Raw genomic sequence first — 14446 nt, 5'->3', positions numbered from 1 at the left:
GGAAGCGGACCGCGTTCGCCTCAGGAGGGGCGGGTTTGGGCTCCGACCTCCCGGCGTGGTTGCTCCACCGTAGAGCGTCCGGAGCCCTCACGTCATCTCGGGGCGGGGAGCGCGGGAGCGCCGTCCGAGCGCTTGTCCCCGGGTTTCGCCACCCCCTGTTTTTCTTTTGTTCTTCTCTTCAAGAGAGAACAACAGCAGTAACAGTAAGGGCTGTGGATAGTGTGGACAACGCACGTCCTTGCTGCTCAGAGGCCCTTGGAACCTGTGGGCAACCGGGGGGTCCCACCCGGGGACAACTCGACGTCCCCGGGGACAACTCGTGGACTGCTCCGTTTGGTCCACAGGAAGGCCGACTTGTCCCCGGGTGCATCCCCGGGTGTGGGTGCAGTTGTACCCGGGTGCTGCACAGGGTCCGAGGCCGAAAACTCCCCCGTTCGGACAACTTTTCTGAGGTTGTGCACAGGCCTTGACCCGTGGTCCAGGAGAAAAGTGGCGGTGCCGCACGGGCTTCCCGGCCCGCGGGAGGTGCTCGCCCCGGTCGTCGTCGAGGGGGCATGGCGGCCTGCGCGGAGGGGTTCGGCGGGGCGCGCGGACGCCGTCCTGGTTTCTGGTCGGGCGCTCGCCGCGGGTCGGGGGCGTCACCGAAAAGCACGCCGCGTCCGACCGGAGGGTCGGGGGTCCCGCGGAACGCAGCGGGCGGGACCACCTCCGTGAGGTGGTCCCGCCCGCTGCCCGGTTCCCGTACTAGACGGTGTGCCGGGACCTCTGCTTGATCCGCGAGGTGAGTTCCTGGACCTGGTCGTAGATCCGGCGGCGCTCGGCCATCTCCTTGCGGATCTTCTTGTCCGCGTGCATCACCGTCGTGTGGTCGCGACCGCCGAACGTCTGGCCGATCTTCGGCAGCGACAGGTCGGTCAGCTCGCGGCACAGGTACATGGAGATCTGGCGGGCGTTCGCAAGCGCTTTCGTCTTGCCCTTGCCGCACAGGTCGTCGATCGTCACGCCGAAGTACTCCGCCGTGACGGCCATGATCGTCGGCGCGGTCACCTCGGGCGCGTGCGAGTCCGGGATGAGGTCCCGCAGCACGATCTCCGCGAGCTGGACGTCGACCGGCTGCCGGTTGAGCGACGCGAACGCCGTCACCCGGATCAGCGCGCCCTCCAGCTCGCGGATGTTCCGCTCGATCCGGGCCGCGATGAACTCCAGCACCTCGGCGGGCGCCGCCAACCGGTCCTGCGCCGCCTTCTTGCGGAGGATCGCGATCCGGGTCTCCAGCTCGGGCGGCTGGATGTCCGTGATCAGGCCCCACTCGAACCGCGTCCGCAGCCGGTCCTCCAGGGTCTCCAGCCGCTTGGGCGGCCGGTCCGAGGACACGACGATCTGCTTGTTCGAGTTGTGGAGCGTGTTGAAGGTGTGGAAGAACTCCTCCTGCGTGCCCTCCTTGCCCTCCAGGAACTGGATGTCGTCGACGAGGAGCACGTCGATGTCCCGGTAGCGGCGCTGGAAGGCGACCTTGCGGTCGTCGCGGAGCGAGTTGATGAAGTCGTTCGTGAACTCCTCGGTCGACACGTACCGCACGCGCATCCCGGGGAACAGGCGCTGCGCGTAGTGGCCGACCGCGTGGAGCAGGTGCGTCTTGCCCAGCCCGGACTCGCCCCAGATGAAGAGCGGGTTGTACGCACGGGCGGGCGCCTCGGCCACCGCGACCGCGGCGGCGTGGGCGAACCGGTTCGAGGCGCCGATGACGAACGTGTCGAAGTTGTACTTCTCGTTCAGCCGGGTCTGCGACGTCGGCGGGTTCGCGGGCCGGGTGAACGGCGTTCCGCTGACCGGGGCGCTGCCGCTGAACGTCGGCCAGATCTCGTGGACGGTCGCGAGCGCCTCGCGGGCCTCGCGCTCCTCGTCCACCTCGTCGCTGTCCGACTCGCCGTCGCCGTCCTCGCCGCCCGGCCCACCCGGCACGGGCGGACCCGGAACGGGCTGGCCGGGCATCGGCGGACCCGGCATGTGACCGGACATGTGGCTCGGCATCTGGCCGGGCATCTGCCCCGGCATCGACTGGTCGAGCAGACCGATCGGCTGGCTGATCCCGTTGCCGCCGGGAACGCCGTGCGCGACCGGGATGGGCGCGGTCGGGGTGTTCACCGGTTCAGGTGAGTCGACCTTCACGGCCAGCGAGACGGCCCGGCCGAGGTGGCGGGACAGCGCGGCGGTGATCGGTTCGCGCAGCGCGCGCTCGATGGCTTCCTTGGCGAAGTCGCTCGGCGCGGCCAGCAGCGCGGTCCCGTCGAGCAGACCGATCGGCCTGGTCACGCGCATCCACGCTCGCTGCTGCGGGGACAGGGTGCTGGCGGCCAGTTCCGCGACCACCTGCTCCCACACGAGACCGAGATCGGTCTGGTGGTTGGACACCTCCGCGCTCCCCTCCCCTCGACGTGCTCCCCCCGTGGAGCTGCCCGCTTCACGGTGTGGACTCGGAGAATAGAGGCATCCACAGAGTTATCCACAACTGTGCACGAACGTGCGTCGGGACGCGGCGGATCCCGACGGTGATTTCAACGCACCGCACGGGCCGTTCGGCGACATCCAGGTGCGCCTCGAAATCCGCGGAGGGTGCACGCTAACAAGCTGGGCGCCGCGTCACAAGGTGGTGCCCCCGCCGATCACCGGGCGTGTCGGGGACCACCCCGATTTGAGAACCGGGCACCCGCTTGCGTACCCTCGGAGAAGTCTCCCGCGAGCGACGGGTGCGTTTGGCGCGCTCTTGCCGCGACCGTCCTGCCCAGGTGCCGGACGGCGCCGGATTGTTGATCGGCTGGGGACGCCCACAGACCTGCTTGGTAGTCAGCACCGGGAGATCCAGCCGTGAGCAAGGGTAAGCGCACCTTCCAGCCCAACAACCGCCGCCGCGCCAAGACGCACGGCTTCCGGCTGCGCATGCGCACCCGCGCCGGCCGGGCCATCCTCGCCGCGCGGCGCACCAAGGGCCGCGACCGCCTGTCCGCCTGATAACAGCAGCGCCGTGCTCCCCGCGGCCGCCCGGCTGACCCGCAGCCAGGACTTCGGCCTGGTGGTTCGCCGAGGCCGCCGTGCAGGACGGCCCCGGCTGGTCGTGCACGCCCTGGTGCGGTCCACAGGGCAGCAGACGTCTACTGAATCCTCGGCGCGGCCCACCTTGGACATGTCCAAGGTGGGCTTCGTCGTGAGCAAAGCCGTCGGCAACTCGGTGGTCCGCCACCGGGTCAGCCGCAAGCTGCGCCACGTCGTCCGCGACCGGCTGGCGCGGCTGCCCGAGGGCACCTCGCTCGTCGTGCGGGCACTGCCCGCCTCGGCCGAGGCGTCCAGCGCGGATCTCGCGGCCGACTTCGACGCCGCATTGCGAAAGCTGTTGCGATGACCACCACGCAGTCGAGTCCACTGGCGCGGGTGCTCATCCTGCCGGTGCGGCTCTACCAGCGGTTCATCTCGCCGTTCCTGCCGCCGAGCTGCCGGTTCTACCCGAGTTGCAGCGCGTACGCCGTCGAAGCGCTGACCGTCCACGGCGCGCTCCGCGGCACCTGGCTGACCCTTCGCAGGCTGGCCCGCTGCGGACCCTGGCACCCTGGAGGCCTGGACCCCGTTCCACCGAGGAGACCTCGCCAGGAACAGGTCCCCGACACATCCGCCGAGGAGTAGCTCAGTGCTCAACTTCATCTACTACCCGGTGTCCTTCATCCTCTGGTGTTGGCACTGGGTTTTCGGCCACGTCTTCGGCGAGTCCAGCGGTGTCGCGTGGGCGCTGTCGGTGGTCTTCCTCGTCTTCACCCTCCGCGCGCTGCTGTTCAAGCCGTTCGTCGGCCAGGTGCGCTCCATGCGGAAGATGCAGGAGTTCGCGCCGGAGCTGCAAAAGATCAAGAAGAAGTACGGCAACGACCGCCAGCGCCAGGCGGCCGAGATGCAGAAGCTCCAGTCCGAGCACGGGGTCAACCCGCTCGGCGGCTGCCTCCCCATGCTCGTCCAGATCCCGGTGTTCATCGGTCTGTTCCACGTGCTGCGCTCGTTCCGGCCCGGCTGGGGCGAGGTCTACTTCTTCGACGCCAAGGGTGTCGAATCCTTCGTCCAGGCGAAGCTCTTCGGCGCGAACCTGTCGACGTTCATCACGATGCCCGCCGACCAGCTCGCCGCGTTCAGCACTCAGCGCAGCTCGGTCATCATCGTGGCGATCCCGCTGATGATCATCGCCAGCATCGCGACCCACTTCACCGCACGCCACTCGGTCGCCCGGCAGACGCAGTCCGCCATGGACAACCCGCAGACCGCCATCATGAACAAGCTGACGCTGTACATCTTCCCGCTGGGTGTGCTCATCGGTGGCCTCTTCTTCCCCATCGCGATCCTGCTGTACTGGCTGAGCAACAACGGCTGGACGCTCGCGCAGCAGCACTTCGTGTACCGGCGCATCGACCGCGAGGAAGAAGCGAAGAAGGTCGAGGCGATCAGCCAGCGCAAGGACCTCGCCCCCAAGCCCGGCGCGAAGCCGAACGCCCCCCGCGCGGGCCAGAAGCCCGCTCCCGGCGTGCGGACGGGCAACGCGAAGGCCATGGGTACCGCGAAGAAGCGACCCGCCCAGCCCGCCCAGGACAAGCAGCCCACCGCGGCGGACTTGACCCCTGAGAGCAACGGCAGCAGCGCGTCGTCCAACACCGAGATCCCCGGCCTGATCACAGGTCGATCCCCTGGCAAGAAGCAGGGCAACAAGAAGCGTCGTTGACCGGGCGCTGGCCCTGGAGAGGAGACATCGTGTCGGAGACGTTGCAGGCGGCCGAGGTGGACGCGGTGGAGGAGACCGCCGAGGCGGAGCCGAAGACGCGTGGCAGTTCGGAAGACCTGCTCGTCCAGGAGGGCGACATCGCGGGTGACTACCTGGAGCGCCTGCTCGACCTGCTCGACTACGACGGCGACATCGACCTGGACGTTGAAGCCGGTCGGGCGATCGTCAGCATCGACGGTGGCGAGGACCTGGAGAAGCTCGTCGGCACCCGCGGCACCGTGCTGGAGTCGTTGCAGGAGCTGACCCGCCTCGCGGTCCAGCAGGAGACCGGCGTGCGCAGCAGGCTCATGCTCGACGTGGCGGGCTGGCGCGCGGGCCGCCGCGCGGAGCTGGCCGACCTCGGCCGCACCACCGCCGAGAAGGTGCTGTCGTCGGGTGAGCGCATCCGCCTGCACCCGATGACGCCGTTCGAGCGCAAGGTCGTCCACGACGCCGTCGCGGCCGTCGCGGGCGTGCACAGCGAGAGCGAGGGCGAGGAGCCCCAGCGTCGAGTGGTGATCCTGCCGCAGGCCTGATCCAGCCAGACCAAGCGAGGCCCGCTCCCCCGTGGAGCGGGCCTCGCTTGGTGTTGGGCGTGTTTCACGTGGAACACCGAGCAGCGGCTCCTGTGACGGGACTCGGGTAGTCGACCGGCGTGTGAGAGCTGGTTGGCGGAGGTGCGGCCCGCCCGACCCTGGTCGCCCGGTGCCGAGCGCCGCCGGAGTCGGCTGGTCGACCCGTTCACCCGCCTGGACGAGTGAGTTCGGGCGGTGTGCCGATGCGGCTCCTGTTCACCAGGTGGTCGTCGATCTCGACGTGGAGTGCGGTGAGAAGGGTGTTCAGGTCGGTCGTCACGCACTGAGCTTGGACACCCTCCGTCCGTCCCGGCTACTGCCTCGTCCAGCCCCGGATCGTCACGCGCGTCGACTCCGGGCCGTTGCCACGGCGCGACACCGCCGGACGACCCCGGTCCAGGGCGGTTCGGTCCACCTCGCCGATCAACCGGTTCGCGGTGATCGACCGCTCAGCCGGTCCGCCGTCGGTGGTGGCGTCGAACTGGGGGTCCACCGCTCACACCCGGCTCGGCGCGTCCGCGTCGAGCCGGGTGCCGCGAGCAGGCGTCGCTGAGCGCCCCGGTGCCGCCTGGTTCACCTGGCCGGTGAACCGTCCGCGCATCAGGTGGTCCACTGCTTCCCGCCGTCGGCCATCGACCCGCCGAACTCCCGCGGGCGCTCGATCAACTCGACGTGGTCGTGCCACCTGTTTCACGTGAAACGCGATCCGTCGGTCGGTCGTGTTTCACGTGGAACGGATCAACCCAGGAACGCTGCTCGGCCGTCTCCGGCACGGCGACGCCCCGCGCGTCGGAGATCAGCCGCCACGCGTCGTCCGGCTCGACGCCGTCCAGGACGAGGAGGCTGGCGGCCAGGAGCGAGGACCGGCCGATGCCCGCCCAGCAGTGGACGACGAGGTGCGCTCCCCCGTGCAGCCGATCCAGGAGGTGCGCCAGCGTCGGGGTGATCTCCTCGCGATCGGGGATGCCGAAGTCGCCGATCGGCGCGCCGTGGAACTCCAGTCCCGCCGCGCTCGCCGCTGCCGCCTCTCCGGTCAGGTCCAGCCTCCGCTGCTCCCCCGGCGTCAGCGCGGAGACGAGGATGTCGGTTCCGCGTGCCCGCAGCGACTCCAGTTCGGCGGCGAGGTGACGTCCGCCCGAGGGATGTGGCATCGTGCTGACCCTGCCCGGAAAGTGGTGCAGGATTGGGTAGGTCTTCGGCTTCGCCATGATTCCCCCTCGTTTCACGTGAAACGCGACCGATCTAACCACCCGATTTGGCGTGTCGACGGGTTCATCCGTCATCATGGACGGCGGCAGTTTTCGCGGATTCTGCGGACGCCCTACCTACTTGCCCATCCACCCGGTCGCCCTCGTGTGCCGCGTGGTTTCACGTGAAACGTCACGGATGGAGACATGGTCGGAGACATGGAAGACCGCGCGAAGCGAGTCTTCGGCGACCACCTCGACCGCGCGATCTCGTTCGCCCAACTGCTCGCCGACCACGGCGTCGAGCGCGGGTTGATCGGACCTCGTGAGGTCGAGCGCCTGTGGGAACGCCACCTGCTCAACTCCGCGGTGATCGCGGAGCTTCTTCCTCAAAATTGTCGGGTGGTGGACGTAGGCTCTGGCGCAGGCCTGCCGGGCGTCCCCCTGGCGATTGCTCGACCTGATCTGGACCTGACCCTGCTGGAGCCGATGGCCCGCCGGGTGGCGTGGCTGGACGAGGTCGTGGAGACGCTGGGGTTGTCATCGGTCACGGTCGTCCGGGGTCGAGCCGAGGAGGCTTCCGTGCGTGAGCAGTTGTCCGGCGTGGATGTCGTGACAGCACGCGCGGTGGCTCCGCTGGAGCGGTTGGCGCGGTGGTGCCTCCCCCTCCTCAAGCCCGGCGGCCAGCTCGTTGCTCTCAAGGGCGAGAGCGCGTTGGAGGAGATGGAGCGCGACGCCGAAGCGGTGCGCCGTGCCGGGGGTTCCCGGCAGCGCGCCGTGTCGTGCGGCGCGGATGTACTCGAAGTGCCGACCACGGTGGTGCTCGTCGAGCGTTCCGAGCCGAGTGGTCGTCGTGACGGAGCACGTCGACGAAGGAAGGATCGGTGAGCGTGTATCCGGATCCGGTACCCCCGCCCGGCAACCCAGCTCTGCAGCCGTTGTTCCAGACGGCTGATGTTCCACGTGAAACAGCGCGTCCGACCGCTTCCGACGGCGCTGTCGGAGCAAGCGAACGTCCCCCGATCAACTCGCACACTGGAACGGCAGGAGACAGCGCCGTGTGGACACCGATCGCCGAAGAGGCCGCCCGCGCAACCCGCGTGCTGCACCCCGACTCCTCGCAACTCCCCCGCCCCACTCGCCGCCGGATCCTCACGGTGGCGAACCAGAAGGGCGGCGTCGGCAAGACGACCAGCACGGTGAACCTCGCCGCGGGTCTGGCGATCCACGGGCTCAAGGTGCTCGTGATCGACCTCGACCCGCAGGGCAACGCGAGCACCGCGCTGGCCATCGAGCACCGCTCCGGCACCCCCTCCGTGTACGAGGTGCTGATCGGTGAGATCTCGGTCGCCGAGGCCGCTCAGGTCAGCAACCAGTCCCCCAACCTCTACTGCGTGCCCGCGACGATCGACCTGGCGGGTGCCGAGATCGAACTCGTCTCGATGGTGGCGCGCGAGTCGCGGCTCAAGGAGGCGCTCAGCTCCGAGGCGCTGGCCGAGCTGGACCCGGACTACGTCTTCATCGACTGCCCGCCGTCGCTCGGTCTGCTGACCGTCAACGCGATGGTCGCCGCGCAGGAGGTGCTGATCCCGATCCAGTGCGAGTACTACGCGCTGGAGGGGCTGGGGCAGCTGCTCCGGAACATCGAGCTCGTCCAGGCGCACCTGAACCCCACGCTGAACGTCTCCACCATCCTGCTCACCATGTACGACGGCCGGACCAAGCTGGCCGACCAGGTGACCAGCGAGGTGCGCGGCCACTTCGGCGACACGGTCCTCCGCACGGTGATCCCGCGCAGCGTGAAGGTCTCCGAGGCACCGGGATTCGCTCAAACGGTGCTCACCTACGATCCGGGCTCACGGGGCGCGATGAGCTACCTGGACGCAGCACGCGAGATCGCCGAGTTCGGCGCGAGGATGGGGTTGGCATGACGGAGCAGCGCAAGGGTGGACTCGGACGAGGGCTCGCCGCCTTGATCCCGAGCGGCCCGCCACCGGGGTCGGGCCCGGTTCGTCCGCCGGCCACGAACGGCAACGGCTCCGCCCCTGCGCGCACCGACACCGCGGAGATCGGCGGCGAGGTGGCGGGCGCGGTGTACCGGGAGCTTCCGGTCAACGCGATCCGCACGAACCCGAAGCAGCCGCGGCACGTCTTCGACGAGGCGGCGCTCAACGAACTCGAACACTCGATCCGCGAGTTCGGCCTCATGCAGCCGATCGTGGTGCGCGAGCTGGGCGGCGACACCTACGAACTGGTCATGGGTGAGCGCCGGTGGCGGGCCACCCAGCAGGCCGGGCTGAAGACGATCCCGGCGATCGTGCGGCACACGCACGACGACGTGATGCTGCGGGACGCGCTGCTGGAGAACATCCACCGGGTTCAGCTGAACCCGCTCGAAGAGGCGGCGGCGTACCAGCAGCTGCTCCAGGAGTTCGGTGTCACGCACGAGGAGCTGGCCGACAAGATCGGTCGCAGCCGCCCGGTCGTGACGAACACGATCCGGCTGCTGAAGCTCCCCCTCCCCGTTCAGCGGAGGGTCGCGGCGGGCGTCCTGTCGGCCGGGCACGCGCGCGCGTTGCTCAGCCTGGAGGACCCCGGCGCACAGGAGGACCTGGCGACGAAGATCGTCGCGGAGGGCATGTCGGTGCGGGCGACCGAGGAAGCGGTGACGCTGGCGAAGAGCGCCGAGCCCGCCAGGGCGAAGGTGGTCCGCAAGAAGACGATCCACGCGCCGGGGCTCCAGGATCTCGCCGAGCGGCTCTCGGACAACTTCGACACCCGCGTGAAAGTCGAACTCGGGCAGCGAAAAGGCCGAATCGTGGTCGAATTCGGGTCCGTTGACGATCTTGAGCGGATCATCCAGCTGATGGCGCCGGAAGCGACAAATCGGACATCGTTGGAGGCCTAAGGGATCCCACCAGGCCCCTTTGTCACGGTGACGATAGCCCTCCGCATCTGAAAGGACACGGAGGGCTATCGAATGTTCACCGTGAAACAGCGCGCTCGATGAGGCCGGCGTAGATCTCCCCGAGCGACTCCCCGGCCGCTTCGACGGCCATCGGGAGCAACGAGGTCTCGGTGAGACCGGGCGACACGTTCACTTCGAGGAACTGGACGGTGCCGTCGTGCGCCACGATCGCGTCCGTCCGCGACACGTCCCGCAGACCGAGCAGCCGGTGCGCGGCGACCGCCAACTCCCCCACCGACTTGGCCGCGGCGGCGTCCAGTCGCGCGGGCGCGTGGAAGTCGGTGAGCCCGGCGGTGTACCGGGACGTGTAGTCGTAGATGCCGCCGCTCTCCGGGACGATCTCCACGGGCGGCAGCGCGTACGGCCCGTCGGGCCCGTCGACGACCGCCACGGCGACCTCGACCCCGTCGACGTACCGTTCGGCCAGCACCGTCTCCCCGTACGCCAGGCACCCGACCATCGCGGTCGGCAGTTCCGCCGCGTCCCGGACGACCTGAGCCCCCAGCGCGGACCCACCCTGGTCGGGCTTGAGCATCAGCGGCAGACCGAGGCTCTCGACCATCGCGTCCAGCACGGGCTGCGCGCCGAGTTCGCGGAACGTCGCGTGCGGCAGCACGACCCAGTCCGGCGTCGACAGCCCCGCCCGTGCCAGCTCGGCCTTCGCGGTCGGCTTGTCCCACGCCCGGCGGCACGCGCGCGAGTCCGTGCCCACGTACGGCACGCCGGTCATCTCCAGGATCGTCTGCACCGACCCGTTCTCGCCCTCACCGCCGTGCAGCGCGACGACGACGGCGTCGGGGCGGTGTTCCCGCAACCGGGCCAGGAGGCCGCGGTCGGTGTCCCACTCCTCCACCGTCACGCCGACCGAGCGCAGCGCGGCAGACAGGCGGCGGCCGGACCGCAGCGACACCTCGCGCTCGTGCGACAGCCCACCGGCGAGTACCGCTACCCAGCGTTCCGACACGACTTACTCCCCAACTAGACGATTGACGTGGAACTGACGAGGCCATCCGCATACCGTCCACAGTGGACAATACGCGGATGGCCTCGGGACGAACTCGGCGGACGGCTCGGGCTAGGCGGTGTCCGGTGACGGGTTCTGCGGACCGGACAGCTCGCGGCTGGTCGTCGGCCCGAACGTGGCGTGCAGCTGGGCCTCGTCCTCCAGGACGTTCGCCAGCCTGCGGACACCCTCGCGGATGCGCTCCGGCGTCGGGTAGCAGTAGGAGATCCTGAGCTGCCTGCTGCCGAGCTTGTCCGCGTAGAACCCGGTGCCCGAGGCGTACGCCACCCGCTGGGTGATCGCGCGCGGCAGCATCGCCTTGGTGTCGATGCCCTCCGGCACCGTCACCCACACGTAGAACCCGCCGTCCGGCCGGTTCCACGAGCAGCCCTCGGGCATGTGCTGCTCCAACGCCGAGATCGCCGCGTCCCTGCGGTCCCGGTAGGCCTCGCGGTAGGTCTTGATCTGGCCCTTCCAGTCGTGCGTCGCCAGGTAGCGCGACACGATCATCTGGTTGAGCGTCGGCGGGCACAGCGTGGCCGACTCGGCCGCCAGGACCAGCTTCTCGCGCACCGCGTGCGGTGCGAGCACCCAGCCGACCCGCAGGCCGGGGGCGAACGTCTTGGAGAACGACCCGAGGTACACGACGTTGTCCGGGTCGGTCGACCGCAGCGCCGGGTACGTCTGGCCGTCGAAGCCGAGCAGCCCGTACGGGTTGTCCTCGACGACGAGCACGCCCGCCTGGCGGCAGATCTCCAGGACCTCGGCGCGACGGGCGACGGACAGCGTCACACCGGCGGGGTTGTGGAAGTTCGGGATCGTGTAGAGGAACTTGACCCGGCGGCCGGACCTCTCGACGGCCGCGAGGGCCTCGCGCAGCGCCTGCGGGACCAGCCCGTCCGCGTCCATGGCGACGTGCACCACCTGCGCCTGGTAGGCGGCGAACGAGCCGAGCGCGCCCACGTACGACGGCCCCTCGGCCAGCACGACGTCACCGGGGTCGACGAAGATCCGGGTGACCATGTCCAGCCCCATCTGGGAGCCGACCGTCACGACGACGTCGTCCGGGTGGCCGTGGATGCCTTCGAGGGCCATCACGTCGCAGATCTGCTCGCGCAGCTCCGGCATCCCGTGCGCCGAGGCGTACTGGAGCGCGACCAGGCCGTCGGTGGCGACCATCTCGCCGATCTCGGTGGCGAGGCCGTCCAGCGGCAGCGCGGCGAGGTGCGGCATCCCACCGGCGAGGGACACCACCTCGGGGCGGCTGGCCACCGCGAACAGTGCCCGGATCTCCGATGCCGTCATGCCCGCTGTCCGTGCCGCGTAGCGGCGCAGGTGGGGGTCGAGGCTTCGGTTGCCCTGCTTGGCGGGCTGTCCGGGTGTGGTCACGGTGTACTCCTGCACTCGCGCTGGGAGTGATGATTTACCGGCGGGTATGTCCCGAGCGAGTGTAACCGTCGTCCCGTTAGTGGCATCTGCCTTCCGGCAGCCGTCACATCCGCCTATCCTCGTGGGAGTTCTTGAATCCGGGTTTTGGAGGTCAGGGTGTCGCGACGCGTTGTGGGCGTCACTCTGGACAACCTGGAGCACCTCTCCAAGCACAGCCGCACGTGCGTGTTCTGGGAGCTGGCTCCGCACCTCAAGGCCCAGGCCGAGGAGTACGGCGACACCGAGTTCGAGAAGGAGGCCTGGGTCTCCAGCGTCCTGCTCGAATGGGGGTCGTGCGGCCGCATCATCTACTGCGACGGCATCCCGGCCGGGTCGGCGTTCTACGCCCCGCCCGCCGCCGTGCCCCGCTCGCTCGCGTTCCCCACGTCCCCGGTCAGCGCCGACGCCGTGCTGATGACCTCGCTGGAGGTGCTGCCGGAGTTCCGCGGCGGCGGCCTCGGCAGGGTCCTCGTGCAGTCCGTGGCCAAGGACCTGACCAAGCGCGGCGTGAAGGCCGTCGAGGCGTTCGGCGACAACCAGCCCAACGAGGACGAGCCCGGCTGTGTCATCCCGGCCGACTTCCTGCTCCAGGTGGGCTTCAAGACCGTCCGCCCGCACCACCGCTGGCCAAGGCTCAGGCTCGAACTGCGCACCGCCCTCGGCTGGAAGGAAGACGTCGAGGCGGCGCTGGAGCGCCTGCTGAACACCGTCACGGTGTCCACGGCCGAGCCGAGCTTCCGCCCCGCGTCGGCGAAGATCTAGCCCGGTCCACGACGAAGGCCCCCTGCTACCGGCAGGGGGCCTTCGTCGTGCGGATCAGAACTTCGAGAGTTCGCGCTTCATCAGGTCGTCCATCGTGAAGGTCCCGGTGGGCTGGTCGTCCTTGCCCAGCAGGTACAGGCGCTTCACGGCGACGAGGATGCCCTCGGCGACGACGTCGCGGAAGGCCGGGTCGGCCAACCTGCGCCGGTCCTGCTCGTTGGTCAGGTAGCCGACCTCGACGCGGACGGCCGTGCACCTGGTCATGCGGAGCACGTCCCACGACTTCGGGTGCGTGCCGCAGTCCGGCATGCCCGTCCTGGCCGTGATCTCGCGCTGGATGAACCCCGCGAGGGCCTCACCGACCGTCGAGCTGGTGCCGTTGCCGGTGCCGTAGTGGAAGCTCGCCACACCCGACGCCCTCGGCGAGGAGTTCCCGTCGGTGTGCAGCGACAGGATCAGGTCGGCGCCCGCCTCGTTGGCGAACTTCGCCCTCTCGGCCTCGTCCGGGCAGTTGCCGGGGCCGCGCGTGAGCAGGGCCTCCATGCCGGTCGCGGCCATCTTGCCCTCGAGCCTGCGGGCCAGGTCGAGCATGAGCCTGGCCTCGTTCAGGTGCTCGACCACGACACCGAGGTCGTCGCCACCGTGACCGGGGTCGATGATGATGCGCTTGCCCGACAGCCTCGGACCGGCGTTGCGGACCCGCTCCTGCTCGCGCAGGAACACCGGGCGACCACCGCGGACCTTCGGCTGGAGCTGGCGGAGCGCGCGGACCGTGTTCGGGCCGCACATGCCGTCGCTGGTCAAGCCGTAGTCGCGCTGGAAGCTGCGGAGGGCCTGTTCGGTCTGCTGACCGAACTCGCCGTTGGCGCGGCCCGCGTCGTAGCCCATCTCCAGCAGGCGTTCCTGGAGCGCGAACACGTCGTCGCCGGTCACCGGCTGGGCGATCAGGTAGGCCAACGGCCGGTCGCCGAGGCGGAAGGTGGCGTCGCGCAGCGCGCGGTAGGTGGCCGGTCCGACGATGCCATCGGTGATGAGGCCCCGCTGCTGCTGGAAGGCACGCACGGCGTGCTCGACGGAGAGGTCGAACACCGGTGACGCCTGCGGATCCGACAGCAGACCGATCTTGGTCAGTGTGGACCTGATGTCGGCAACGTCCGGCCCGACATCCCCGCGGCGGAGTAGCAGCATGCACCCCTCGCTCGACTAGGGCGCCGACCGAGGTCGGCGCTGACGTGAAGCCCCCATTGTGCCCTGCCGCGCCAGCAGCTCCACGCAGGGCTGCTCGGTGTGGCCGAACGACCACCTGGCAGCCCGTGGGGTGCTCCGAACGGACGTGGCTCGTCCGTCACACCAGAGGACGGACGAGCCACGTCGTGCGTTGCAGGTCGAGATCAGGAAAGTACGTCCGACAGGTCGTTCAGCAGCGCGGCCTTCGGCTTCGCGCCCACGATCTGCTTCACCGGGCGACCGCCCTGGAAGAGGATCAGGGTCGGCACCGACATGATCTGGTAGTCGCGGGCGATGCCGGGGTTCGCGTCGATGTCGAGCTTCGCGACGGTGATCTTCTCGGCGTGCTCGGCGGCGATCTCCTCCAGGACGGGGGAAACCATCTTGCACGGACCGCACCAGGTCGCCCAGAAGTCGACCAGCACCGGCTTCTCGCTGGTCAGGACGTCATCGGCGAAGGTCTTGTCGGTCACGACCACTGTGGCGCCAGCCATGTAACTACTCCCT

General features: G+C 69.4%; 16 protein-coding genes and 1 pseudogene. 9 read left to right on the top strand and 8 right to left on the bottom strand.

Annotated features, from left to right (window positions below; all coding sequences use genetic code 11):
- Positions 1 to 744 precede the first annotated feature (744 nt).
- On the bottom strand, positions 745 to 2412 hold the full coding sequence (gene dnaA / locus VFZ92_RS04965; RefSeq protein WP_330874504.1) for a chromosomal replication initiator protein DnaA: 1668 nt from the start codon (positions 2410 to 2412) through the stop codon (positions 745 to 747).
- A gap of 453 nt (positions 2413 to 2865) precedes the next feature.
- On the opposite strand from dnaA, the gene rpmH reads away from it, so the two are divergent.
- The 5 genes from rpmH to VFZ92_RS04940 are packed head-to-tail and all read left to right on the top strand — an operon-like array spanning position 2866 to position 5325.
- Positions 2866 to 3009, top strand: coding sequence for a 50S ribosomal protein L34 (gene rpmH / locus VFZ92_RS04960; protein ID WP_106184999.1), 144 nt, complete (start codon positions 2866 to 2868; stop codon positions 3007 to 3009).
- A gap of 13 nt (positions 3010 to 3022) precedes the next feature.
- Complete coding sequence (gene rnpA, locus VFZ92_RS04955) at positions 3023 to 3397, top strand: ribonuclease P protein component (RefSeq protein ID WP_330874500.1); 375 nt, start codon at positions 3023 to 3025, stop codon at positions 3395 to 3397.
- A complete protein-coding gene (gene yidD, locus VFZ92_RS04950) occupies positions 3394 to 3675 on the top strand; it encodes a membrane protein insertion efficiency factor YidD (protein WP_259627553.1) in 282 nt (93 codons plus the stop codon). Before rnpA ends, yidD begins: the two co-directional genes overlap by 4 nt.
- A 4-nt stretch (positions 3676 to 3679) precedes the next feature.
- On the top strand, positions 3680 to 4750 hold the full coding sequence (gene yidC, locus VFZ92_RS04945; RefSeq protein ID WP_330874497.1) for a membrane protein insertase YidC: 1071 nt from the start codon (positions 3680 to 3682) through the stop codon (positions 4748 to 4750).
- 29 nt (positions 4751 to 4779) lie between these two features.
- Positions 4780 to 5325 (top strand): protein jag, encoded by a 546-nt coding sequence (locus tag VFZ92_RS04940; RefSeq protein WP_330874496.1) that lies wholly within the window; start codon positions 4780 to 4782, stop codon positions 5323 to 5325.
- A gap of 220 nt (positions 5326 to 5545) precedes the next feature.
- On the opposite strand, the pseudogene VFZ92_RS42570 reads toward VFZ92_RS04940, so the two are convergent.
- The 3 genes and pseudogenes from VFZ92_RS42570 to VFZ92_RS04930 all read right to left on the bottom strand — a co-directional run.
- A pseudogene (locus tag VFZ92_RS42570) lies at positions 5546 to 5644 on the bottom strand (IS982 family transposase); the annotation flags it as partial.
- Between the two features lie 33 nt (positions 5645 to 5677).
- Positions 5678 to 5857 carry a hypothetical protein gene (locus VFZ92_RS04935; protein ID WP_414719814.1) on the bottom strand — a complete coding sequence of 60 codons (180 nt, stop codon included), beginning with the start codon at positions 5855 to 5857 and terminating at the stop codon, positions 5678 to 5680.
- 169 nt (positions 5858 to 6026) lie between these two features.
- Positions 6027 to 6650 carry a hypothetical protein gene (locus VFZ92_RS04930; RefSeq protein ID WP_330874494.1) on the bottom strand — a complete coding sequence of 208 codons (624 nt, stop codon included), beginning with the start codon at positions 6648 to 6650 and terminating at the stop codon, positions 6027 to 6029.
- Positions 6651 to 6770: 120 nt separating this feature from the next.
- On the opposite strand from VFZ92_RS04930, the gene rsmG reads away from it, so the two are divergent.
- The 3 genes from rsmG to VFZ92_RS04915 all read left to right on the top strand — a co-directional run bounded on the left by rsmG (position 6771) and on the right by VFZ92_RS04915 (position 9459).
- Positions 6771 to 7439, top strand: a complete 669-nt coding sequence (gene rsmG, locus VFZ92_RS04925; RefSeq protein ID WP_330874492.1) for a 16S rRNA (guanine(527)-N(7))-methyltransferase RsmG — start codon at positions 6771 to 6773, stop codon at positions 7437 to 7439.
- Positions 7440 to 7609: 170 nt separating this feature from the next.
- Positions 7610 to 8482, top strand: a complete 873-nt coding sequence (locus tag VFZ92_RS04920; protein ID WP_414719813.1) for a ParA family protein — start codon at positions 7610 to 7612, stop codon at positions 8480 to 8482.
- The gene (locus VFZ92_RS04915) at positions 8479 to 9459 is read left to right on the top strand and encodes a ParB/RepB/Spo0J family partition protein (RefSeq protein WP_330874490.1); all 981 of its coding nucleotides are present in this window, start codon (positions 8479 to 8481) and stop codon (positions 9457 to 9459) included. The genes VFZ92_RS04920 and VFZ92_RS04915 overlap by 4 nt, the downstream gene beginning before the upstream one ends.
- A gap of 76 nt (positions 9460 to 9535) precedes the next feature.
- Here the strand turns inward: VFZ92_RS04915 and VFZ92_RS04910 are convergent, their stop codons facing one another.
- Together VFZ92_RS04910 and VFZ92_RS04905 are read right to left on the bottom strand one after the other, a co-directional pair.
- Entirely contained in the window at positions 9536 to 10483 is a 948-nt protein-coding gene (locus VFZ92_RS04910; RefSeq protein WP_330874488.1) for a D-alanine--D-alanine ligase, read from the bottom strand.
- Positions 10484 to 10594: 111 nt separating this feature from the next.
- Positions 10595 to 11911 (bottom strand): PLP-dependent aminotransferase family protein, encoded by a 1317-nt coding sequence (locus VFZ92_RS04905; RefSeq protein WP_330874487.1) that lies wholly within the window; start codon positions 11909 to 11911, stop codon positions 10595 to 10597.
- 156 nt (positions 11912 to 12067) lie between these two features.
- Between VFZ92_RS04905 and VFZ92_RS04900 the strand changes: the two genes are divergently transcribed.
- Positions 12068 to 12712, top strand: a complete 645-nt coding sequence (locus tag VFZ92_RS04900; RefSeq protein WP_330874485.1) for a GNAT family N-acetyltransferase — start codon at positions 12068 to 12070, stop codon at positions 12710 to 12712.
- A gap of 54 nt (positions 12713 to 12766) precedes the next feature.
- Here the strand turns inward: VFZ92_RS04900 and VFZ92_RS04895 are convergent, their stop codons facing one another.
- Positions 12767 to 13900, bottom strand: a complete 1134-nt coding sequence (locus VFZ92_RS04895) for an N-acetylmuramoyl-L-alanine amidase (protein WP_330874484.1) — start codon at positions 13898 to 13900, stop codon at positions 12767 to 12769.
- 203 nt (positions 13901 to 14103) lie between these two features.
- Positions 14104 to 14433 (bottom strand): thioredoxin, encoded by a 330-nt coding sequence (gene trxA / locus VFZ92_RS04890; protein WP_330874482.1) that lies wholly within the window; start codon positions 14431 to 14433, stop codon positions 14104 to 14106.
- Positions 14434 to 14446 lie beyond the last annotated feature (13 nt).

Origin of the sequence: Umezawaea sp. (assembly GCF_036375055.1) — a bacterium.
In the GTDB taxonomy this organism is placed as follows: Bacteria; Actinomycetota; Actinomycetes; order Mycobacteriales; family Pseudonocardiaceae; genus Umezawaea.
The sequence above is the reverse complement of the archived record's forward strand: the minus strand, read 5'-3'. Positions and strand labels throughout refer to the sequence as shown.